18 protein-coding genes and 1 pseudogene are annotated in these 23,175 nt (G+C 60.0%); 11 read left to right on the top strand and 8 right to left on the bottom strand.

From position 1 onward, the window contains the following. Both ACIOVD_RS17375 and gorA read left to right on the top strand, forming a co-directional pair. Window positions 1-112: pseudogene (locus ACIOVD_RS17375) on the top strand (UTP--glucose-1-phosphate uridylyltransferase); the annotation flags it as partial. Between the two features lie 129 nt (window positions 113-241). Then, window positions 242-1,600, top strand: coding sequence for a glutathione-disulfide reductase (gorA, locus tag ACIOVD_RS17370; RefSeq protein WP_159995518.1), 1,359 nt, complete (start codon window positions 242-244; stop codon window positions 1,598-1,600). Here the strand turns inward: gorA and ACIOVD_RS17365 are convergent. Continuing rightward, window positions 1,597-2,643, bottom strand: coding sequence for a DNA-binding protein (locus ACIOVD_RS17365; RefSeq protein ID WP_401129268.1), 1,047 nt, complete (start codon window positions 2,641-2,643; stop codon window positions 1,597-1,599). The genes gorA and ACIOVD_RS17365 overlap by 4 nt on opposite strands. Before the next feature lie 260 nt (window positions 2,644-2,903). On the opposite strand from ACIOVD_RS17365, the gene ahpC reads away from it, so the two are divergent. Both ahpC and ahpF read left to right on the top strand, forming a co-directional pair. Then, complete coding sequence (ahpC, locus tag ACIOVD_RS17360) at window positions 2,904-3,467, top strand: alkyl hydroperoxide reductase subunit C (RefSeq protein ID WP_095168453.1); 564 nt, start codon at window positions 2,904-2,906, stop codon at window positions 3,465-3,467. Between the two features lie 121 nt (window positions 3,468-3,588). Beyond that, window positions 3,589-5,151 carry an alkyl hydroperoxide reductase subunit F gene (ahpF, locus tag ACIOVD_RS17355; RefSeq protein ID WP_095168451.1) on the top strand — a complete coding sequence of 521 codons (1,563 nt, stop codon included), beginning with the start codon at window positions 3,589-3,591 and terminating at the stop codon, window positions 5,149-5,151. A 398-nt stretch (window positions 5,152-5,549) separates the two neighbouring features. Here ahpF and gloA read toward each other — a convergent pair whose 3' ends face one another. After that, window positions 5,550-6,077: a lactoylglutathione lyase gene (gene gloA / locus ACIOVD_RS17350; RefSeq protein ID WP_095168449.1), complete on the bottom strand. Its 528-nt coding sequence runs from the start codon at window positions 6,075-6,077 to the stop codon at window positions 5,550-5,552. Window positions 6,078-6,276: 199 nt separating this feature from the next. Between gloA and ACIOVD_RS17345 the strand changes: the two genes are divergently transcribed. Next, a complete protein-coding gene (locus ACIOVD_RS17345) occupies window positions 6,277-6,849 on the top strand; it encodes a DUF4946 domain-containing protein (RefSeq protein WP_401129265.1) in 573 nt (190 codons plus the stop codon). Between the two features lie 197 nt (window positions 6,850-7,046). Here the strand turns inward: ACIOVD_RS17345 and ACIOVD_RS17340 are convergent, their stop codons facing one another. The 3 genes from ACIOVD_RS17340 to ACIOVD_RS17330 all read right to left on the bottom strand — a co-directional run bounded on the left by ACIOVD_RS17340 (window position 7,047) and on the right by ACIOVD_RS17330 (window position 10,179). Beyond that, window positions 7,047-7,409 carry a histone-like nucleoid-structuring protein, MvaT/MvaU family gene (locus ACIOVD_RS17340; RefSeq protein ID WP_095168446.1) on the bottom strand — a complete coding sequence of 121 codons (363 nt, stop codon included), beginning with the start codon at window positions 7,407-7,409 and terminating at the stop codon, window positions 7,047-7,049. Between the two features lie 222 nt (window positions 7,410-7,631). Further along, window positions 7,632-9,191, bottom strand: a complete 1,560-nt coding sequence (locus tag ACIOVD_RS17335; protein ID WP_095168444.1) for a cyclic diguanylate phosphodiesterase — start codon at window positions 9,189-9,191, stop codon at window positions 7,632-7,634. Window positions 9,192-9,306: 115 nt separating this feature from the next. Beyond that, the gene (locus tag ACIOVD_RS17330) at window positions 9,307-10,179 is read right to left on the bottom strand and encodes a LysR family transcriptional regulator (protein WP_401129262.1); all 873 of its coding nucleotides are present in this window, start codon (window positions 10,177-10,179) and stop codon (window positions 9,307-9,309) included. Window positions 10,180-10,257: 78 nt separating this feature from the next. On the opposite strand from ACIOVD_RS17330, the gene ACIOVD_RS17325 reads away from it, so the two are divergent. Beyond that, on the top strand, window positions 10,258-11,199 hold the full coding sequence (locus ACIOVD_RS17325; protein ID WP_401129260.1) for a DMT family transporter: 942 nt from the start codon (window positions 10,258-10,260) through the stop codon (window positions 11,197-11,199). Window positions 11,200-11,446: 247 nt separating this feature from the next. Continuing rightward, a complete protein-coding gene (hppD, locus tag ACIOVD_RS17320) occupies window positions 11,447-12,523 on the top strand; it encodes a 4-hydroxyphenylpyruvate dioxygenase (RefSeq protein ID WP_401129258.1) in 1,077 nt (358 codons plus the stop codon). 63 nt (window positions 12,524-12,586) lie between these two features. On the opposite strand, the gene rarD is transcribed toward hppD, so the two are convergent. From rarD to ACIOVD_RS17305, 3 genes are all read right to left on the bottom strand, one after another. Further along, on the bottom strand, window positions 12,587-13,468 hold the full coding sequence (gene rarD, locus ACIOVD_RS17315; protein ID WP_401129256.1) for an EamA family transporter RarD: 882 nt from the start codon (window positions 13,466-13,468) through the stop codon (window positions 12,587-12,589). Window positions 13,469-13,543: 75 nt separating this feature from the next. Then, a complete protein-coding gene (locus ACIOVD_RS17310; RefSeq protein WP_159995534.1) occupies window positions 13,544-14,557 on the bottom strand; it encodes an aldo/keto reductase in 1,014 nt (337 codons plus the stop codon). A 113-nt stretch (window positions 14,558-14,670) separates the two neighbouring features. Next, window positions 14,671-15,981, bottom strand: a complete 1,311-nt coding sequence (locus ACIOVD_RS17305; RefSeq protein ID WP_095168434.1) for an MFS transporter — start codon at window positions 15,979-15,981, stop codon at window positions 14,671-14,673. A 166-nt stretch (window positions 15,982-16,147) separates the two neighbouring features. Between ACIOVD_RS17305 and ACIOVD_RS17300 the strand changes: the two genes are divergently transcribed. From ACIOVD_RS17300 to ACIOVD_RS17285, 4 genes are all read left to right on the top strand, one after another. After that, window positions 16,148-17,269 carry a sugar diacid recognition domain-containing protein gene (locus tag ACIOVD_RS17300; RefSeq protein WP_095168433.1) on the top strand — a complete coding sequence of 374 codons (1,122 nt, stop codon included), beginning with the start codon at window positions 16,148-16,150 and terminating at the stop codon, window positions 17,267-17,269. Between the two features lie 124 nt (window positions 17,270-17,393). Next, complete coding sequence (locus tag ACIOVD_RS17295; RefSeq protein WP_095168431.1) at window positions 17,394-18,536, top strand: glycerate kinase; 1,143 nt, start codon at window positions 17,394-17,396, stop codon at window positions 18,534-18,536. 198 nt (window positions 18,537-18,734) lie between these two features. Next, window positions 18,735-20,729: a hypothetical protein gene (locus tag ACIOVD_RS17290; RefSeq protein ID WP_401129253.1), complete on the top strand. Its 1,995-nt coding sequence runs from the start codon at window positions 18,735-18,737 to the stop codon at window positions 20,727-20,729. 232 nt (window positions 20,730-20,961) lie between these two features. Continuing rightward, complete coding sequence (locus tag ACIOVD_RS17285; RefSeq protein WP_401129251.1) at window positions 20,962-23,169, top strand: autotransporter outer membrane beta-barrel domain-containing protein; 2,208 nt, start codon at window positions 20,962-20,964, stop codon at window positions 23,167-23,169. Window positions 23,170-23,175: the final 6 nt, after the last annotated feature.

The following is a 23,175-nucleotide window of genomic DNA, read 5'->3' as shown; positions in this document are numbered from 1 at the left end:
GATTGCCTACAAGTTCAAGGGCACCCGTTTTGACTGCGGCGGCGCCGAAGGCTACATCGAAGCCACCAACTTCTGCTTCGAGCACTTCTACAAGACGGGCAAGGCGTACTGATAACGTCTGGGCGTCCCGTTCTGAAAAGCCACCTTCGGGTGGCTTTTTCATTTTTCAAGCGCGTATTGTTCGCGGCGCTGACCCGCACTGCGCCAGCAGGTATGCTGGTGCCCTGCCGAGGAGATAGAAATGGCCTACGATTTTGACCTGTATGTGATTGGCGCCGGTTCCGGCGGTGTACGCGCGGCACGCTTCGCCGCCGGTTTTGGCGCGAAAGTCGGCGTGGCCGAGAGCCGCTATCTGGGCGGCACCTGCGTCAACGTGGGGTGCGTGCCGAAGAAATTGCTGGTGTACGGCGCACACTTTGCCGAAGACTTCGAGCAGGCTGCGGGCTTCGGCTGGAGTCTGGACCAGGCGCAGTTCGACTGGGCGACGCTGATCGCCAACAAGGACCGCGAGATCAACCGTCTCAACGGTATCTATCGCAATCTGCTGGTCAACAGCGGGGTGACCCTGCATGAAGGCCACGCCCGGATCGTCGCGCCCCATACCGTAGAGATCAATGGTGAGCGCTTCAGTGCCAAGCATATCCTGATCGCGACCGGCGGCTGGCCGCAGATCCCGCAGATCCCCGGGGCCGAGCACGCCATCAGTTCCAACGAGGCGTTTTTCCTCAAGACCCTGCCCAAGCGTGTGCTGGTGGTGGGTGGCGGTTACATCGCCGTCGAGTTCGCCGGGATCTTCCACGGCCTGGGCGCGTCGACTTCCTTGCTGTATCGCGGTGACCTGTTTCTGCGCGGCTTCGACGGTGCGGTGCGCAAGCACCTGCAAGAGGAGCTGACCAAGCGTGGCATGGACCTGCAGTTCAATGCCGACATCGAGCGCATCGACCGGCAAGCCGATGGCAGCCTGAGCGTGACCCTCAAGGATGGCCGCAAGCTGGAAACCGATTGCGTGTTCTATGCGACCGGACGGCGGCCGATGCTGGATAACCTGGGGCTGGAAAATACCGCGGTCAAGCTCGACCAGAAAGGCTTCGTCGAGGTCGACGAGCTGTACCAGACCGCTGAGCCGTCGATCCTGGCGATTGGCGATGTCATCGGTCGCGTGCAACTGACGCCGGTGGCCCTGGCCGAGGGCATGGCTGTTGCGCGTCGTCTGTTCAAGCCCGAGCAGTATCGCCTGGTGGATTACCAGATGATCCCGACCGCCGTGTTCAGCTTGCCGAACATCGGCACTGTTGGCCTCACGGAAGAACAGGCCCGCGAGGCAGGCCATGAGGTGCAGATTTTTGAAAGCCGGTTCCGGCCGATGAAGCTGACCCTGACCGAGTGTCAGGAGCGCACGCTGATGAAGCTGGTGGTCGACGCCAAGACCGACAAGGTCCTGGGTTGCCATATGGTCGGTCCGGAGGCGGGCGAAATCGTCCAGGGCCTGGCGATTGCCTTGAAGGCCGGCGCCACCAAGCGCGACTTCGACGAAACCATCGGCGTGCACCCGACGGCCGCCGAAGAGTTCGTCACCATGCGCACGCCAGTGGCCGGTTAAGGTTTTTTCGACTGCTTAGAAGCCGGGCCTGGAACCGGGACCGGCGCCGGCTCCAGCGCAGCTTGCGTGGCCACCGCCAGATGCAGTGCCTGCAGGCTGGCTTCGGCGCTAGCGGCTCGCAGTTCCAGCTCCGCGTTGGCGTGCAGTTGCTCGGCGGCTGCCTGCTTGGCACTGGTGCTTTCCAGCACTGCGACCCGCAGGCGTTCCTGCAACAGGGTGGCTTCGGCTTCGTGGCGGCGGATCTGTTCCTGGGCTTGGGCCTGGCGGGTCTCGCTGTGCTTGAGTTGATCCTGCAACAGGTGCAACTCACGCACGGTGCCGCGGTTCTCGGTCAGCAGGCGTTCGTTATCGCGGTTGAGCTGGGTGATCTCGTCCTGGCGGACCATGGCGCTTTGCTGGGCCTGGCGCAGTTCCATCTGGATCTGCTGCACTTGGCCTTCATGGCGCCGCTGTTCCTGCTCGCGCTGGTCCTTGATGGCCTCGCGATAGTGCTCCAGGGCGTCGCGAGCGTGCAGGTGCTTTTCTTCCAGTGAGCGGATCTGCTCATCCTTGTCATTCAAGCGCAGTTCAAAATCGCTGAGGGCCTGGCTCAAGCTGGCATTGCGAGTCTGTTCGCCCTGTAGCGACGCACGGGTGTCTTGCAAGGCTGCGGACTCACTGGCCAGGGTCGCGCCTTGGGTCTCCAATTGGCGAGTCAGTTGTGCCTGCAGTTGCAGGGCTTCGGCCAATTGGCTTTCGAGCGCCTTGCGCGCTTGCTCGAAACCTTCCTGGGCGTGATCGATGCGCTCCTGGCCCTGTTCCCTCAGGCGTTGCGCCAGGCGTGCTACCAGCCCGCTCAGTTCGTCATCGATCTGTTCTTGCGGCTCGCTCTGACGGGCCGCAACCTCGTCATCCAGCTCCTTGAGGTAGCGATGAATAGTGGTTTTCGAACCGGTATTGCCCATCTCGATACGTACTGCATCAATGCTGGGGTTGTCGCCGCGCGCCAGGATCGCCAAGCGTGCCGCCTGTACTACAGCCTTGTTTATACCGCCCCGAGCCATGTTTTCTCCTGCCATTGCGTAATGTAGTACGTACTTTGTATGGGGGCGGAGTGTATCACGCGGCTAGGTACCGATTGGCGGCGCCGGATCTCGGTGTGGCGGGTCGAGGGCATTTCGTCGCTGAGATGGTTTTCTTCTATTAAGAATGGTGGCTAATAGCGAAAACCAATGAGCGGCATCAGGTTTGCCAATGAGCCATCAGGCAATCGGTTGGGTAGGATTCACCTCATCAACTTTTCAACCCTGACGGAGAGTCAACGATGCCTATCATCAACAGCCAAGTTAAACCCTTCACCGCTACCGCTTACAAAAATGGCGATTTCGTACAAGTGTCGGACGCCGATCTGAAAGGCAAATGGTCTGTCGTATTCTTCTACCCGGCTGACTTCACCTTCGTTTGCCCAACCGAGCTGGAAGACCTGGCCGACAACTATGCCGAATTCCAGAAGCTGGGCGTCGAGATCTACAGCGTGTCCACCGACACCCACTTTGCCCACGCAGCCTGGCACAACACTTCGCCAGCCATCGGCAAGATCCAGTACACCATGATCGGCGACCCGACCCACGTCATCTCCCGCAACTTTGACGTGCTGATCGAAGAAGCTGGTCTGGCAGACCGTGGCACCTTCGTGATCAACCCTGAAGGCCAGATCAAAATCGTCGAGCTCAACGATGGCGGTGTAGGTCGTGACGCTTCCGAGTTGCTGCGCAAAATCAAGGCTGCCCAGTACGTCGCCGCTCACCCGGGCCAAGTCTGCCCAGCCAAGTGGAAAGAAGGCGAGGCCACCCTGGCACCGTCCCTGGACCTGGTCGGCAAGATCTGAGTCAGTGACTCGCGATACCCGGGCGGTACGCCGCACCTAAGTCAGCTGCACCGCCCTCAAGACGCCCGGGCGAGATTCGCTCGGGCGTTTTTTTTAGAATTGAACAAAGGAGATCGCCCGTATGTTGGACGCCAATCTTAAAGCCCAGTTGAAGTCATACCTGGAACGGGTCACCCAGCCGATCGAGATCGTTGCCTCCCTCGATGACGGTGCGAAATCCCAGGAAATGCTCGCATTGCTGCAAGACGTTGCCAGTCTTTCCAGCCAAATTACCTTGCTCGACAACGGTGCCGATGCACGCACGCCATCGTTCTCGATCAACCGCCCAGGGGCCGATATCAGCCTGCGTTTTGCCGGCATCCCGATGGGTCACGAATTCACCTCGCTGGTGCTGGCCCTGCTGCAAGTCGGCGGCCACCCTTCGAAGGCCAGTGCCGAAGTGATCGAACAGATCCGTTCGCTCAAGGGTGAGTTCCACTTCGAGACCTACTTTTCGCTGTCCTGCCAGAACTGCCCGGACGTGGTCCAGGCGTTGAACCTGATGGCAGTGCTCAACCCCAATATTCATCACGTCGCCATCGACGGCGCGCTGTTCCAGGCCGAAGTCGACGAGCGACAGATCATGGCCGTGCCCAGCGTTTACCTCAATGGTGTGAATTTCGGCCAGGGCCGCATGGGCCTGGAAGAAATCCTCGCGAAAATCGACACCAGCGGCATCGAGCGCCAGGCCGAGAAAATCAGCGCCAAGCCAGCCTTTGATGTGTTGGTGGTGGGCGGTGGCCCAGCCGGTGCGTCTGCCGCGATCTACGCGGCCCGTAAAGGCATTCGCACCGGCGTTGCCGCCGAGCGTTTCGGCGGTCAGGTGCTGGACACCATGGCGATTGAAAACTTCATTTCCGTACAGGAAACCGAAGGACCAAAACTGGCGGTGGCCCTGGAAGAACACGTCAAGCAGTACGACGTCGACATCATGAACCTGCAGCGGGCCGATGCCCTGGTGCCAGGCCAGAACGGCGAACCGCACCAGGTCAAATTCGCCAGTGGCGCTACCCTCAAGGCCAAGACGGTCATTCTGGCCACCGGCGCCCGTTGGCGCGAAATGAACGTGCCGGGCGAACAGCAATACCGCAACAAGGGCGTGGCCTACTGCCCGCACTGCGACGGCCCCTTGTTCAAGGGCAAGCGCGTGGCCGTGATCGGCGGCGGCAACTCCGGGGTCGAGGCAGCCATTGACCTGGCAGGGATCGTTGCCCACGTGACACTGCTGGAATTTGACGTGCAGTTGCGCGCCGATGCGGTCTTGCAACGCAAGTTGCACAGTCTGCCGAACGTCACCGTGATCACCAGTGCGCAAACCACTGAAGTCACTGGCGACGGCCAGAAGGTCAACGGCTTGCGTTACAAGGATCGTCAGTCTGGTGAGACCTTGAATGTCGAGCTCGAAGGTATCTTCGTGCAGATCGGCCTGCTGCCTAATACCGATTGGCTCAAAGGCACTGTCGAGCTGTCACCACGAGGCGAGATCATCGTCGATAACCGCGGTGAAACCTCGATTCCCGGGGTGTTTGCCGCCGGTGACGTGACCACCGTGCCGTACAAGCAGATCGTGATTGCAGTAGGCGAGGGCGCCAAGGCTTCGTTGAGCGCTTTCGACCACCTGATCCGCACCTCGGCCCCGGCTTAAACCACAGCGCTGCCCCTCTGTCTTTTGCGAGTGACCCCGTCCAAAATCGTTGCTGCCTGACCCACTGCCATCGCGGGCAAGCCCGCTCCCACAGGTTTGGTGTGGTGTATACAGAATCTGTGAACAGCCAAAATCAGTGTGGGAGCGAGCGCCCGCTTGCGGCTTGCTCGCGATGAGGCCAGCACAGCCAACATTGATGTTGCCTGACCCACTGCCATCGCGGGCAAGCCCGCTCCCACAGGTTTGATGTGGTGTATACAGAATCTGTGAACAGCCAAAATCAGTGTGGGAGCGAGCGCCCGCTTGCGGCTTGCTCGCGATGGCGGCGGCATCGATGTTGGATGTACCGACCTCCATCGCGAGCAGACTTCCCTTACACCCCATGCTTGAGCTTGTTCCTACGCCAGCAGTGGCGCTGGCTGGATGATTTCGACCCAATAGGCATCCGGGTCCTTGATGAAGGCCAGGCTCTTCATGCGGCCGTCATTCAGACGTTTCTGGAAGTCACAGCCCAGGGCTTCGAAGCGTTCGCAGGCGGCGCGGATGTCCGGTACCGAAATGCAGATGTGGCCAAAACCGCGCGGGTCGGTGTTGCCATTGTGGTAGGCGAAATCCGGGTCGTTCTCAGTACCGTGGTTGTGGGTCAACTCGAGAATCCCCGGGATCGACTTCATCCACTCGGTACGAGCCGCCGCGTCGGCCGGGATCTGGTTTTTGTCGACCAGGGCCAGGAAGTACAGGCTGAACTCGGCTTCCGGGAAATCGCGTTTTTCCACCAGGCTGAAGCCGAGGATACGAGTGTAGAAGTCCAGTGACTTGGTGATGTCCTTGACCCGCAGCATGGTGTGGTTGAACACAAATTGCTGGGTGGCAGTGTCAGGTTGGGCAGTGACGCCGGGGAAGGTGTTCAGGTCGTGCAGGCTCATGGGCCCTCCGGAAAATAAGTGGGGCAAACGACGCTCCAGCAGATGGAGCTGTCCTTGGGCTTGCGGTGCTCGAGGCTTCCATGCAGTGGGCCAATGATACGCAAGGGGCGGTGCTGGGCCAATGCACAAAGCTCCGGCTATTGCCTGCGGGCCCGGTCGGGGTCAGACTTTGGGCCTTTCCTCGCCAGTGTCTTGCCTGATGATCCGAACCATTCGATCCCTGTTGCTGTTATCCGGTCTGTTTGCCGCCGCTGCTGCTGCGCAACCCCAGCTCGCCGAGATCACCTGGCCTGATGGATGGCAGGTCCAGGCCATGGAGCCAGAAACCGCGCTGGAAACCGCGCCGGAACCCGTGCCGGAAACCGCGCCGAGCGAGGCGCCGGCGAAGGTTTCACGCCAGCGCGCGGTGAAAAACGATGAGAACGGTGACACGATACTGGTCATGGAGTTGACCATGACCCAGGTTGAGGCCGGGCATGTGGTCAACTTGCAGGGGGTGTTGCTGGAAATGCGCAAGTCGATCCAGAAGGACTTCTTTCAGGGCGGCTACCAGAGTGTGTGCAACAAGATTCATCCGGCTACATTGAGTCGCCTGGCTGCCCTGGAAACCACCTGCACCATTACCCAGAACGGGCGTCATGTATTGTCGCAAACACTAGTGGCCGCGGTAGAGGCAGATAAAGCCTATGTTTTTTCCTACGCCGGACAAGCCGATGCGTACGCAGCAAGTCAGAAAGAAATACAGGCGCTGCGTGAAAGTTTGAAACTTTAGTTCCAGATTGCAGTGTTCACGACGCAATGGCGGGCTTCCAGTTCTTTGGCCGGAAGGACTAACTACAAAGTTAATTGTGCCGACCCATGGTAGTTAGCGGATTTTTCCGCTAGATCGGCGAGCATCGTTACTTAAAATTCGAGTGGCATAAAAAAGCCCTGCGTCGGCAGGGCTTTTAAGGGTGAGGTTCATGGCCCTCAAGCACGCAGCCAGGAATCAACGGTGCTGGCGCCGTATTGTTCCTTCCAGGCTTTCAGGCCGCGGTGATTGCCGCCTTTGGTTTCGATCAGTTCGCCAGTGTGCGGGTTTTGGTACACCTTGACCACGCGGGCGCGGCGGGTCTTGGGTGCCGCGGCTGGCTGCAGGCTAGCCTTGGCGTTGGGGTCGAGGATGGCGATAATGTCGCGCAGGCTCTTGCCATAGGTTTTCATCAAGCCCTGGAGCTTCTCTTCGAATTCGATTTCTTTCTTCAGCCCGGCGTCGTTCTTCAGTGATTCCAGCTGCGCAAGCTGCTCTTGAAGGGCCTTTTCAGCTGCACGAAATTCAGCGAGTCTGGACAATATCTTTACTCCAATAGTGTGTTTGGCTGAGACCAACCGCAAACAAAGCTATAAGCCAAGAGCCTTGAAGCGACTCGGTGAGAGTGGCGCACCTGGCAATCTTGCGCAGGCAGGAAAAATTGTAGTAGTTAATTCACTCCGAGTAAATCATGTCTTTTTATTTATGTAACGCAGCTCCGCTGTTTGATGCCATTTGGTGCGCCGACCGCTCAGTAATGGTTTTTACAGGGCGTTTTGCTCAACCGCCAAGTGTTTGTTCAGTTCGATAATGAATTCGCCAGCGGGCATCGGTCGGCCATACAGGTAGCCCTGCAGGAAGTTCACCCCATGACCTGCAAGATATTCACTCTGTTCTAGTGTTTCGACCCCTTCGGCGACTATCCCCAAGTCGAGTTTGCCGGAGAGTTCGATGATGCTGTCCAGAATATGCCGCGACAGCGCGTCCACGCCGATCATTGCGACAAAACTCTGGTCGATTTTCAGGAAGTCCACATTGAACTGGCGCAAGTAACCCAGGCTGGAGTGGCCGGTACCAAAATCATCGATGGCGATCATCACGCCCAGTCCATGCAACTGTTCGAACAGTTGGTGGGTGATGGCCGTGGGTTCGATCAGCTCGCGTTCGGTGAGCTCCAGGACCAGCGCGACCTTGCCGGGCGGGAAAGCCGCCAGGAACTCGCGGCAGTCAGCCACCAGGTCAAGGTCCTGGCAATGGCTGGCGGTGATGTTGATGCCGATATGAAAGCGTTCGCCGAAATGACTGGCTTGCGGGCCGAGCACTGCGGCGGTCTGCTGCATCAACGAGCGCGTCATCGGCACGATCAGCCCCGAGTGCTCGGCAAAGGGAATGAACAGGTCCGGGCGTACCAGGCCATCCTTGGGGTGGTTCCAGCGCATCAGCACCTCGGTGCCGGCCCAACCCTTGCTGTCACCATGCACCACCGGTTGAAAGTACGGCACAAACTCCTTGGCCTCCATGGCCCGCTGCAACTCCAGGCTGGGTGATGTCGAGCGTTTTTGCAGCCAGTGGGCGAGGGTGCCGGCGATGGCGCCAAAAAATATCAGCAGGCTGAACAGTGGTGGGTACTCGCTGACCATGTAGCGCCAGGTTTCCCCCTCGGGGAATCCGGCCTCCACTTTAAAGGCATAGCGTGACGATTCCAGGTAATTGCGTGCCACCGGCAGTTCGGGCAGGGCGCCCTCATGGACCTGGCCATCGGCCGACAACCAATTGTCACCGACCTGCAGCAACAACAGGGTCTGGCGCCCGATCAGGCGCAGCACGTTGCTCAGGTGGTAGCCATCGAGCGTGGTCAGTGCGCCTTGTCGGCCCTCGCTCTGGCGGTACACCAACAGGGCGGTGTTGGGCGTTACCGGATTGCCGTTCATCAGCCACAACTTGCCGTGGGTGTACTCGCCCGGGTCGACCTTCTCCTCGAACTCGCCAAACAACGAGCTGCAGTACAGATTGTTGTCCCACACCAGGTTGGTGGAGCGCACGAAGGGCCGGCGGGTCACTTGCTCACGTAGGGCCAGCTTGACGTCCGCACAGGGCTGCCCAGCCAGCGGCAGCAGGAGCTGGGCCGCGTGGGCGGTGTTGTCGAGCATCAGGTCAAACTGGCGAACGGCTTCCTCGGCGGTCTGGTGCGTGCTCTGGCTCAGTCGGCTTTCGGCTTGCATATACAAAATGGCGCCGCCCAGCACCACGGGCACCAGGGCCACCAGCACGGTGATGGCGTTACGGTAGGCGCTTTTACGCCGGCGCTTTAAGGTCAATGGCATTGGGCAAACCTGGGACTGCGGGGATGGGCTCTCAAATGCAGGTGCGGCAACGCCTTGCCTTCCATGAAGAGATTGCATAGCGGGGATGATAGATGGCACTGGGCGATTGTGTTGTTCAACTCAAGGACAATCCCGTTGCCAGTTTGATGAACGCCAGGGTGGCGGGCGAGCATTGGCGTTGATCCAGCACCGCCAGACCCACCTGGCGCTTGACCATCGGAGACAGCGGCCGCTTTACGTAATGCGCCTGCGGGGTGTCGGGTAGCGAGCGTTCGGCAACCAGGGTCAGTGCTTCACCCCGACTCACGGTTGCCAGGGTGCTGAGCAATTGCGAACAGCGAAAACGGATGTCGGGGCTCAGCCGTGCCGCGCTGAACAGGCGTGTCACCAGTTCTGCAGAACCGGCCTCGGTGAGGATGAACGGATCGTCGCACAGCTCGCGCAGTGTCAGGCTGTCACGGTTGGCCAGGGCATGTCCGACGGGGATAAGCGCGACCATCTGGTCCTCGACCAAGGGGAAGGTGTCGAAGCGCTCTTCGGGTAGCACCACGAAACCGACATCGATCCGCCGCTCATCCAGCCACTGCAACACTTGCCGGTCAGGGCCTTCATCGATGTGCACCTCGATGCCGGGATAGGCCGCCCGGTACTGCGGCAGGATTTTCGGCAGCAGGCCGATCGACGCCGTCGGGCCAAAAGAACCGATGCGCAGCGTGCCACTTTTCATTCCGCGGGCGTCGGCGGCCTCCTGGCGCAGGGTGCTGGCGAGGCCGAGCATGGCGCGGGCACGCACCAGTAACTGCTGGCCGATGTCGCTGAGTTCGACCTGGGACTGCTGGCGCCTGAGCAGCTCGACACCCAGTTCCTGCTCCAGGGCCTTGATGGCATGGGACACCGCCGACTGGCTGATGCCCAGACGGTGGGCTGCGCTGGTGAAGCCTTGCAGCTCGGCGACCAGGGAAAAGATCTCGAGTTGGCTCAGGGTCATGAGTAAACACTCATTTTACGATGATCGATCATGACGGGAAGAATAAGCCATCAACCCTGTCATGTCCCAGGAGCCTGCATGAAAAGTCTTGTCCAGAGTGGTTGGCATGGTTCGGATGTCCCGGTGTACCTGAAGCTCGCCAGCGTCACCATGCTCTGGGGCGGAACTTTCGTCGCCGGGCGCTACCTGGCGGGTTCGCTGAGCCCATTGTTTGCCGCGAGTTTGCGCTTTGCGCTGGCGAGCCTGGCGCTGCTGCTGTTCATGGGGTTGGCCCGCATCCCCCTGGCTCGGCCGAGCGGCCGGCAATGGCTGCAATTGGGACTGTTGGGGTTCTTCGGCATCTACGTCTACAACCTGTGTTTCTTTTACGGCCTGCAGTATATCCACGCGTCCCGCGCATCGCTGATTGTCGCCTTGAACCCGGCAGTGATCGGGCTGGCGTCCTGGTTGCTGTTCAAGGAGCGCCTTAGTGCCAGCAAGGTCGTCGGCATCCTCCTGTGTCTCGGCGGAGCGGGGCTGGTGATCGTCAGTGGCGATCAGTCGGTGTTCACCGGCGGGGCTTGGCTTGGCGACCTGCTGCTGCTCGGCTGCGTGCTGGGCTGGAGTGTCTATTCGTTGTTCTCCAGGGGGCTGAACCAAGCGCTGGGCCCGCTGCACACCGTGACTTACTCGGTGGTCCTGGGCACCTTGATGTTATGGCTGACCTGCGCGGTGCGCGGCGAAGTCCAGTGGCAGGTCCTTGCGCAGTTGCCCCCGGGACAAGTGATCAGCCTGCTGTACTTGGGTGTGCTAGGTTCGGCGCTGGCCTATATCTGGTATTACGACGGCATTCGCCGGATTGGCGCCACCCGCAGTGGCGCGTTTATCGCGTTGAACCCACTGACCGCGGTGATCCTCGGCGCGCTGCTGCTCGGCGAACCGATGACGGGCGCGATGTACCTGGGCGGGGCGGTCATCCTGCTGGGTATCTACCTGTGCAACAAAGCCTTTGCAGCGACGGCAAAAAGGCGGATTTTATAGAGAAGGCGGACAAATTGTTTTACGCTGTGTAGAATCGGTTTACGCATATAAGAATAAGTCTTCTGACAGCAGAAGCCTCGCCCACAAAAGCCTTGGGTCGACAATGAAGATATTTGGGTTCCAATTGATCTACGGTGATTTTCTCGCCCGCAGTGTGCGAGGCATCTCCTGCGCGCCACCCGCGCGTCTCAGCAGTGCTCACGACTAACGATCAGTTAATTATTAAAAGCATGATGAGGCGTCAACCATGGCAGATTTATACGAAAACCCAATGGGCCTGATGGGCTTCGAGTTCATCGAATTCGCATCGCCAACCCCGAACACCCTTGAGCCGATCTTCGAGATCATGGGCTTCACCAAGGTCGCTACCCACCGCTCCAAGAACGTGCACCTGTATCGCCAGGGCGCGATCAACCTGATCCTCAACAACGAACCCAACAGCGTCGCCTCGTACTTCGCCGCCGAACACGGTCCGTCGGTGTGTGGCATGGCGTTCCGCGTCAAGGATTCGCAACTGGCCTACAACCGGGCCCTGGAACTCGGCGCCCAGCCGATCCACATCGAGACCGGCCCGATGGAGCTGAACCTGCCGGCCATCAAGGGCATCGGCGGCGCGCCGTTGTACCTGATCGACCGTTTTGGTGAAGGCAGCTCGATCTACGATATCGACTTCGTGTTCATCGAAGGTGTCGACCGCAACCCGGTCGGTGCCGGCCTGAAGATCATCGACCACCTGACTCACAACGTGTACCGCGGCCGCATGGCCTACTGGGCGAACTTCTACGAGAAGCTGTTCAACTTCCGCGAGATCCGCTACTTCGACATCAAGGGCGAATACACCGGCCTGACCTCCAAGGCCATGACCGCTCCCGATGGCATGATCCGCATCCCGCTGAACGAAGAGTCCTCCAAGGGTGCCGGGCAGATCGAAGAGTTCCTGATGCAGTTCAACGGCGAAGGCATCCAGCACGTTGCTTTCCTGGCCGATGACCTGATCAAGACTTGGGATCACCTGAAAAGCATCGGCATGCGCTTCATGACCGCGCCGCCAGATACCTACTACGAAATGCTCGAAGGCCGTCTGCCGAGCCACGGCGAACCGGTCGGCGAGTTGCAGGCCCGCGGGATCCTGCTGGACGGTTCGTCCGAGGCCGGCGACAAGCGCCTGCTGTTGCAGATCTTCTCGGAAACCCTGATGGGCCCGGTGTTCTTCGAATTCATCCAGCGTAAAGGCGACGATGGTTTTGGTGAAGGCAACTTCAAGGCGCTGTTCGAGTCGATCGAACGTGACCAGGTGCGCCGTGGTGTTCTCTCCACGGACTAAGCCCTTACACTGATAAAACTGTGGGAGCGAGCTTGCTCGCTCCCACATTTGTTTCAGGTGTGCTTAAGGCCTGCGTTGGCGCACCAGATGCTTGAAGCCCTCGAACACCAGGACCAGCACCGCCAGCCAGATCGGAATGTAGGTCAGCCATTCCCCCGCCTTGATGCTTTCTCCCAACAGCAGTGCCACCCCCAGCAACAGCACCGGCTCGACGTAGCTGAGCAGCCCGAACAGGCTGAACGGCAGCAGGCGGCTGGCGATGATGTAGACCACCAGGGCCGAGGCACTGATGATCCCGAGCACGGGAATCAGCAGCGTTAGCCAAGGGTACTGGTCGAACACGCCGAAGCCTTGTGCGCCGTTGTGCACGAACCAGTACGCCACTGGCAGCAACAGCGCCATGTCCAGCCACAGGCCGCCGAGGTTGTCAGCCGCCAGGCGTCGGCGCAACACGAAGTAAGTCGGGTAACCGATGGCCACCAGCATGGTCGCCCAGGAAAAGCTGCCCACCTGGTACAACTCATTGAGCACGCCCAGGGTCGCCAGGCTCGCGGCAATCTTCTGCAGGTACGACAGGCGCTCGCCGTAGACGATGCGGCCGGTCAGCACCATGGTCAGTGGCAGCAGGAAATACCCCAGGGACACATCCAGGCTATGGCCGTTCAACGGTGCCCACATGAATAGCCACAGTTGCACGCCGAGCAGGGCAGAGGACACCAGCAAGCCACCGACCAGCAGCGGTTTGACTGCCAGCCGCCGCAGGATCTCCACGACCCGTTGCCACTCACCGGATACCAGCATGAACACCGTCATGCACGGCACAGTCAGCAGCATGCGCCAGCCGAAAATTTCCACACCGTCGAGCGGCGATAGCAGTGAGGTGTAGAAATACATGACGGCAAACAGCACCGAGGCCGACACCGATAGAGCAATTCCTTTAGACAAGCTGTCCTCGCGACACTGAACATAAACAGAGGGGAAGGATACGTGGTTTGAGCGACGAATATCGTTGCAATGGCCTCAGCTACTCAGTGCCTTGCGCCCCGAGACAAAATGGCTCACATCATTGAACCCCGGTGTCGAGGCATGCCCCGGGGTCACCAGTGAATCGATGAAGGCTTCGTCCTCGGCACTGATCTTCACGTCCTGGGCCTTGGTGTAGGCGTCCCACTGTTCTTCGGTGCGTGGGCCGACGATGGCCGAGGTCACCGCGGCGTTGTTCAGGACCCAGGCAATGGCGAACTCGACCATGCCGACGCCACGTTGCTCGGTGTAGGCCTGGATCTGCTGGGCGATGCGCAGCGACTCGACCCGCCATTCGGTCTCCAGGATACGTTTGTCCTGGCGGCCGGCGCGGCTGTTGGCGTCGGGGCGAATGTCGGGGGCGTACTTGCCGCTGAGCACGCCACGGGCCAGCGGGCTGTAGGGCACGACACCAAGGCCGTAGGCGTTGGCGGCGGTGATCTGTTCGGTTTCGGCCTGGCGGTTGACGATGTTGTACAGCGGCTGGCTGATCACCGGCCGGTCGACGCCCAGTTGCTCGGCCACGCGAATCACCTCGGCGATGCGCCAGCCACGATAATTGGACAGGCCCCAATAGCGGATCTTGCCCTGGCGAATCAGGTCGCCAATGGCCGACACCGTGACGTGCAGCGGGGTGTTGTGGTCTTCGCGGTGCAGGTAATAGATGTCCAGGTAGTCGGTGTCCAGGCGGGTCAGGCTGGCATCGATCCCGTTGAAAATGTGCTTGCGGCTCAGGCCGCTGCGATTCGGCAGGCCGTCCACCGGGCCGAAGCCGACCTTGGACGCCACCACCCACTCATGCCGGTTGCCGGCAATCGCCTCGCCGACGATTTCCTCGGAGCGACCATTGGTGTAGACGTCGGCGGTGTCGATGAAATTGATGCCTTGATCCCAGGCTTTGTCGATGATTCGCAGCGAGTCTTCGGTGCTGGTCTGCTCGCCAAACATCATGGTGCCCAGGGTCAGCGTAGACACTTGCAGTCCGGAATGGCCCAGTGTGCGGTAGCTCATGACGAATTCCTTTTACCGGTGGGAAAGGCTCAATCAAATACCAGAAGGGCGATGTGGGCAACCGCAATTATCCAATGGTGGGTGCGGGCAACCCGCTCCCACCGTGGCTGGGGTCAGACGCGCAGGGTGCGGGTCATGCGTAACGCCAGCAGGCTACCGCCGACAATCACCGCTGCCAGCACATACAGCGCGGCATCGGTGGAGCCACTGGTGTCCTTGACCCAGCCCACCAGGTACGGGCTGAGGAAGCCGGCCATCTGGCCCATGGAGTTGATCAGCGCCAGACCACCGGCGGCGGCACCGGCGCTGAGCATGGCGGTTGGCACCGGCCAGAACATCGGCAGGCCGGTGAGGGCGCCCATGGTGGCGATGGTCAGGCCGAGAATCGCGATGGCCGGGTGAGCAGCAAAGTTGACCGCGATCAGCAAGCCCAGCGCGCCCATCAGCATCGGCACCACCAGGTGCCAGCGGCGCTCCTTGTGCAGGTCCGCCGAGCGTCCGACCAGCAGCATGAACACCGCGGCCAGCAGGTAGGGAATCGCACTGAGCCAACCGATCACCAGGTTGTCGCTGAAACCGAGGTTCTTGATGATCGACGGCAGCCAGAAGTTGATCGCGTACACGCCGCTCTGGATGCAGAAGTAGATCAGGCCGAACGCCCAGATCGCCGGGTTCTTGAACACGGCCAGCAGCGAGTCGGTGGCCGTCTTCGGCTTGTTGGCGCGGTCGATTGCCTGGTCCGCCTCAAGCACCGCACGCTCGTGCGGCTTGAGCCATTTGGCGCTGGCGAAGTCGTCACTGAGCAGAAAGTACGCCAGTGCACCGAGGATCACCGTCGGAATGCCCTGCAGCAGGAACATCCACTGCCAGCCGGCGAGGCCACCTTGGCCCGCGGCGAAGTGGTTGAGGATCCAACCGGAGAACGGGCTGCCGAGCAGACCCGAGACCGGGATCGCCGACATGAACAGCGCCATGATGCGGCCACGACGGAAGGTCGGGAACCACTGCGAGAGGTACAACACCACGCCGGGGAAGAACCCGGCTTCGGCGGCACCGGTGAACAGGCGCAGGGTATAGAACTCGGTGGGCGTGGTGACGAACAGCAGGCAGGTGGACAACGTGCCCCAGGTGATCATCATCAGCGCAATCCAGCGCCGTGGGCCGAAGCGGGTCAGCGCCAGGTTGCTCGGTACGCCGCACAGCACGTAACCGATGAAAAAAATCCCGGCCCCAAGGCCGTACACGGTTTCGCTGAATTTCAGCGCATCGAGCATCTGCAACTTGGCGAAGCCAACGTTGACCCGGTCCAGGTAGTTGAACAGGTAGCAAATGAAGATGAAGGGGATCAGGCGCAGGGTAATGCGCTTGTAGACGGCGTTTTTATCGTCATCGGTGGCCAGGGTGGCAGCGGCGCTCTGTGACATGGCGGGTCTCTCTTTATTATGATTTTTTGCGGTGCGAGGGTAACGTGACCGCATGCAGAGTCTCGGTCACCCATTGGCGGATGTCTTTGTGCCTGAGCACAGCGATTACGCCAAGCGCCTGTGCGGGTGAACAACCAAAGCCCCAGCTTTTCCAGGAATACCCCTCATGTTCGAACTTGATCACGACCTGGCCCAGGATATCGTCGACCGGGCGATGGCCATTCTGCCCTACAACGTCAACGTCATGGACAGCCAGGGGCTGATCCTGGGCAGTGGCGAGCCGGAGCGGGTCAACACCCGGCATGAAGGCGCGCAGTTGGTGCTGGCCAATGGTCGGGTGGTGGAAATCGACGCCCAGACGGCAGTGCACCTCAAGGGCGTGCAGCCGGGGATCAACCTGCCGTTGCTCCTCGATCAGCGCCTGATCGGCGTACTCGGCATCACCGGTGAACCCGAGCAACTGCGCACCTACGCCGAGTTGGTGCGCATGACCGCCGAAATGCTGGTGGCCCAGCGCAACCAGCAGGCCGAGCAGCAATGGCGCCGCCAGCGCTGCGATGATCTGTTGGCGCTATTGCTCAGTGAGGCCGGGGACTCGCCGCGGTTGATCGACGAAGCCCAGCAAATGGGCCTCAAGCCGCAATTGTCACGTACCCCCTATTTGTTTGAATTGGGCCTGGAACACGGCAACGGCCAGACCGCCGAAGCCTTGAGTGCCTGGCTGAGTTCGCGCTACCCCGATAGCTGGTGCGTAAGTTCGGCCAAGTCCTCGTTGCTGTGGTGCCGCCCGACCACTCATACGGTGGAGAACGAGCGCTTGCTGGAGAAACTCGATGGCCTGGGCTGGAACATCCTGCGCATTGCGGTCGGTGGCCAGGCCGACGGTCTGCAGGGCTTGCGCCGCTGCTATCGGCGGGTTGGCGATTTGCTGGCCTACGGTCGCGATGTATTGCCGCACAGTCGTTTGTTGACCCTCAACCGCTACCGCCTGCCGGTGATGCTCTGGCGCCATCGCAACGATGATGCGCTGGATGAGCTACTCAGCCCTTTGCGCAAGGTCATCGCCAAGGATAGCAACGGGCAGTTGCTGGCGACCTTGCGCAGTTGGTGCGAGCACGATGGCCAAAGCCAGGCCTGTGCCGATGCCCTGGGGATCCACCGCAACAGCCTGCGCTATCGCATGGAGCGGGTGGCCGAACTCAGCGGAGTCGATCCGCTGCGGCTGGACGGCATGCTGGCGCTGTACCTCGGTGTGCAGCTGTTACCCCAGCCCTGCGCAGACGTGTAGGAGCAGGGCTTGAGTTGGGTTTTGTAGAAATGAACAATAAACCCCCTCCACCCTTGTGCAGCGGACTGGCGTCATCGTCTGGGGCAACTGGCAGCATGCTCTGCATAACAACCGGAGAAATCACATGAAGATCGTCATCGCCCCCGACTCGTTCAAGGACAGCCTGAGTGCTATTGGTGTGGCGGATGCCATTGCCCAGGGGCTGGCCGAAGTCTGGCCGGATGCGCAGTTGGTCAAATGTCCGATGGCCGACGGCGGTGAGGGCACGGTCGAGGCGATTCTCGCGGCCTGCGCTGGCGAGTTGCGCAGTACCCGGGTGCAAGGGCCATTGGGCGAGCCGGTCGAGGCCCGTTGGGGCTGGTTGCCCGACAGCCACACTGCAATCATCGAGATGGCCGAAGCCAGCGGTCTGCAATTGGTGCCGCTGGAGCAGCGTGATGCGTGCATCAGCAGCACCTTTGGCACCGGCGAGTTGATTCGTGCGGCGCTGGATGCGGGTGCCCGACGTATCATCCTGGCCATTGGCGGCAGTGCCACCAATGACGGTGGAGCGGGCGCGATGCACGCCTTGGGCGTGCGCTTGAACGATGCCCAGGGGCAAGCGATCCGTCACGGTGGCCTGGCGCTCGAAGACCTGGCCCGTATTGAACTCAAGGGCATCGACTCGCGCCTGGCCGAGGTCCGTTTCGAGATCGCCGCCGACGTCGACAATCCACTCTGCGGCCCCCATGGCGCCTCAGCGATTTTCGGCCCACAGAAAGGTGCTTCGCCTGAGCAAGTGCAGCAACTCGATCTTGCCCTGGGGCACTTTGCCGATCATTGTGCGCACGTGCTAGGCAAGGACCTGCGTGACGAACCCGGCAGCGGTGCGGCGGGGGGCCTGGGGTTTGCGGCCAAGGCGTTTTTGAACGCGCAATTTCGTCCGGGCGTGGAAGTCGTGGCTGAACTGGTCGGGTTGGCGGACGCCGTGCGGGGAGCCGATCTGGTGATCACCGGCGAAGGTTGCTTTGATGCGCAGACGCTAAGGGGCAAGACCCCCTTCGGGGTGGCGCGTATCGCCCGCCAAAACCGTGTACCGGTGATCGTGATCGCCGGCACCCTGGGCGAGGGTTACGAGCAGATGTATGAACAGGGGGTCGATGCCGCCTTTGCGTTACCTTCCGGGCCAACAAGCCTGGCTCGGGCGTGTGCCAATGCCGCGCAACTATTGCGTGAGCGGGCACGGGATATTGCCCGGGTCTGGCGGTTGGCGTTGCGCCAGGCATGACCCTCCACACAGCGGGTACCTGTCAACTCTGACAGCTATCGGCAGATAAAAAACTAGTGCCTAATTTGCTCCGGGTCGCTCAGGTCCGGCAGAACGATAAGGCGTAGTGTGCAATGCTTTCGAAGTTCGAACTGCCAGACAGGTTTCATCGCCTTGGCTCAGGTCACGGTTGACTATGAACAGTACTGGAGAAAGCACATGGCACGTTCAGACAAGCAGCTAAATGCCGAGCAGGTGCGCTGGGCCAATCGCGAACGGTTGGCCCAGCGTGACGCTCCAACTGCGGGGCCGCTCGACCCCCTTACCGTGAACGGCTTGATGCCGGGAGATACCGAGGGACTACGACCGGCGGTGAGCAATGACCAGCCGCTGGTGGTGAATATTCCGGCTTGGGATAATCTTGTGCCGATCCCCGGCCAGGCTGACACGGTTCGTATTGAAATGGCCAGGGTTGGCAGCGGCGTCTGGGAAGTGCTCAAGGAGCAACCGTTTCCCTACCCGCAAAACCGTCCGGATTTCCCCAAGGCGGTCACTCTCGATGTGTTCGATAAGGAGATTGAAGGCAGATTCAATATTCGATGGAGGTTGAAAATCTGGAGTGCTCCGGGATTCGTCGAAGAGTCAACCACCACACCGCTCAGAATTGACCGAACGCCCCCGTATGATCTGCTCAACCCACCGGAGTTCATACTCGCTACCAATGAAATCAACGATGCTTACCTGGCTGCCAACGGCAACCAAGTAATCGTCGAGTTACCCGCCTATGCGGATTATGAGCCGGGCGACACGATTTCCTACGGCTGGCAAAAAGTCGAACCGATCAACCCGGAAGACATCGTGCCGATTACTCCGGTTCCGGTCACTATTCCTGCGAATCGCCTGTTCGAAATTCCCTTGCCGTGGATTCAGGACGCTGGCGATGGCCCGGTCTTCTGTGCCTACCGCTTGTTCGACAAGGCCGGCAACCCGGGCCGGTTGTCCCGGATGCGCCTGCGTAACGTTGCGCTCGGAGCGCTACCCATTGCTCCTCTGGATCCTCCCAGCGTACCGCTGGCAGACGACGACGGTTTGATCGATCAACTCGACGCCGCCACTCGAGAGGTCACCGTGGTGATTCCTGCAGTGACCAACGGCAAGAGCTCCGACAAAATTCATCTCATCTGGGGGACTCAGGAACTCGAGCCCCATCCTCTCGTGCCGCGTGCGCAAACGTTGGTCAAGGTTCCGCTGGCGGTGTTGCTGGCTCAATACACCCAGACTACAGGCGAGCAAACCACCCCGGTCAAGTATGAGGTTCGCCGGGGGTTGCGGGCGTTCGACGCACCAGGCATTACCGTCCAGGTGGATTTTTCCAGGATCGGCCCCGTTAACCCAGATTGGCCGGACATTACCAACCCGAACCTGCACGAAGTTGAAGTCTGGGGTGAATCGGACCTTAAGGATGAACTGAATCTGTCGGATGCGACTTTCGACGCCGAGGCCAGGTTTACGTTGTACGACTCGCCGACGGCCGGTGATGAAATCCACTTGATGTGGGACAACCTGCCTGTGCTACCCGTGCACGTCATCACAACTGAGGTTGCGGGTCAGGCGATGGTCCTTCCAATCCCGTGGAGTGTGATTGATCAACGCAGTAACAGTACGGCTCCTGGGTTGCCGGTGTTTTACTGGCTGCGTCGTGCTGGCTATATCAACGCCGAGCATTCCAAGCCCAAGCCGGTCAAGGTGGAAGTCCATACCATTGTCCCGGATGTCGTGGAGTTTCCCGGGAATGCAAGTGGCTTCATGTTCTGTCACTTGTTGGACTGGGACCCGGTGGAAGGCCTCGGGATCAAGGTGCATATTCCGGCCAACGCCCGCTACTTGAAGTTAGGGGTGGTAGTCACCGTCAAGTGGCAGGGGCATAAAGGCTACGATCCTTCGGGTCCGCTCCCTGCCGACCCCATCGTGGGCACTGATTTGCAACATACCTTCCCACCCCTGACTGCGGCGCAAGTGGTTAACGGTCTTGACTGGATCGTGCGGCCGTATGCGACAAAAATCCTGCCCTTGTACGGCGGCGAGTCGGACCAGATTGGTCGGGGCATCGTCAGCTATACGGTTAGCGGCGTGACGCCACCTTCGCCGGACGCGACGTTGAATGTCGCGTTGGGCACGGGTACAGGCACATGCCCGATACCCCCTCACCCGTAATGAGGCGATAAGTCGTTACATGGACACAAAAGGGGCACGCAGCCCCTTTTGTGCACCTGGCCGGGTGGATCGCTGATTCTGTGGATGGCTCCGCTCCATTACAGGATTAGTCCTACATTCGGTGGGGCTGTATCTCGATATTGTTCGCCGCCTTTGTAAGTACAAGCCGAGTTCGTCGCGAGAAGCAATGAACTAATTCTACTGGCGACTCTAATTTCGTGGTGATCCTTTCATGTTTTCGATAACTCCTTTTGCTGTGCGCCAACTGGCTGGCGCGATCAAACTATTGTCCATTGCACCGTTGTTATGGGTCAGTCCGCACGCGCTTGCGCGGGATATGAACAATGAAAATGCAACGATTGGTGCAGGTAACTCTCCGGACAATTATCTACTTCGCAACCAGTCCAGCCTGACCGCAATCGATGCACGTACCTTCGATATCCAGGTTCGCAGTGGCTCGACCCTGAACCTTGATCGCAGTCAGGTCACGGCAAGTGGTTTCAACGATGGTGTCGGAGTCCATGGCAGTACGGCGAGTATTACCTCCAGCGCGATCGTTGCCGGTGTCGATGCTACGGGAGTGTCCGCCGGCGACAATGGCGCGGTCAGTTCAACGGTGAGCGTGGTTGATAGTGCGATCTCGGGCGGGCGCAATGGTGGCCTCGTCAACGGGCGTAGTCAGTTGAATCTGACCCGATCTTCCCTCAGCGGTACTAACGCGGACGGCTTTGGCCTATTGATGTCCAGTGGCAATGTCACGGCCAACGGCAGTTCAATCAGTGGCGGCAAAAACGGGGTGCTGATGGTGTTCGACCCGCAAGTCTCGGCCCCCGGCACACTGATACTGGACAACCAGTCGAGCGTCACCGGACAAAACGGTTCGGCAGTCCTCGTCGATGGTTTCGATATCAGTACGCCCACCGCCAATATCGAAGTGCGCAACAACTCCACCCTGGCTGCCAGCAACGACACCTTGCTTGAAGTCAAGGGTGGGGGGCTGGCCAACCTGCTCGTGAGTAACAGCCAGCTGGAGGGCAATGTGGTCGTCGAGGCTGGCAGCGCCGCCACGGTGCAGCTGGAAAATTTTGCGACATTCACCGGGCACCTGGAGAATGTCGAGCGCCTGACGGTCAATAGCGATGCCACCTGGGCCATGGTGGGTGATGGTGATATCGCGACGCTGTCGATGAGCGGTGGTGCAATCAAGTTCGGTGATGTGAATGAGTTCTACACCTTGTCGGTCGGCAACCTGTCCGGCAACGGTACGTTCATCATGGGTGCCGATTTCGCCACCGGCAGTGTCGACTTCCTCGACGTGACGGGCGCTGCCAGTGGAAATCACAGCATCGCCGTCAGCAGTAGCGGTGCAGATCCTTCCGACACCAGCAATCTGCACATGGTGCGCATCGGCAGCGGCGACGCCGATTTTACGTTGCAGGGCGGTCCGGTCGACCTGGGCGCGTTCTCTTACGATCTGGTTCAGCGAGACAGCAACAACTGGTATCTGGACACCACGACACGCGTCGTCAGCCCTGGTACTCAATCGGTCATGGCACTGTTCAACGCCGCGCCGACCGTCTGGTACGGCGAACTCAGCACGTTGCGCAGCCGCATGGGCGAATTGCGGATGGACGCAGGCAAGGCGGGTGGGTGGATGCGCGGCTACGGCAACAAATTTGAGGTCGATGCCAGTGCAGGCGTCGGTTATCAACAAATTCAGCAGGGTATTTCGTTCGGTGCCGACGCACCGCTGCCGATCGGCGACGGGCAATGGCTGGTTGGCCTGCTCGGTGGTTACAGCAAGTCCGATCTGGACCTGGGCCGCGGCACCAGCGGTAAGGTCGACAGTTATTATGTCGGTGCCTACACCACCTGGCTGGATGACGAGAGCGGTTACTACGTTGACGGCGTCCTCAAGTACAACCGCTTCCAGAACTCGTCCGATGTTCAGTTGAGCGACGGCAAAAAAACCAAAGGTGATTACGACAACAGCGGCATTGGTGCCTCTGTGGAGTTCGGCCGGCATATAACCCTGGACGACGGCTATTTTATTGAGCCGTATACCCAGCTGTCGGGCGTGATGGTTCAAGGCAAGGATTACGATCTGGACAACGGTTTGTCTGCCGAGGGCGATAGCACTCGCTCCTTGCTGGGCAAGGTAGGTGCCACCGCCGGACGTAATTTCAATCTGGGTGCAGGCAAGGCTGTGCAGCCGTATGTACGTGCGGCTTATGTACATGAGTTCTCCGAGAGCAACGAAGTCAAGGTCAACAGTAATGTGTTCAACAACGACCTTTCCGGTTCCCGCGGTGAACTGGGTGTCGGGGTGGCGATGACGGTGACTGACAAGGTGTCGATCCATGCCGACTTCGATTACAGCCAGGGTGACAAGATCGATCAGCCGTGGGGGGCTAACATCGGCGTGCGCTACAGCTGGTAATCGCCT

It is taken from the genome of Pseudomonas sp. NPDC087626, assembly GCF_044743405.1.
GTDB lineage: Bacteria > Pseudomonadota > Gammaproteobacteria > Pseudomonadales > Pseudomonadaceae > Aquipseudomonas.
The sequence above is the reverse complement of the archived record's forward strand: the minus strand, read 5'-3'. Positions and strand labels throughout refer to the sequence as shown.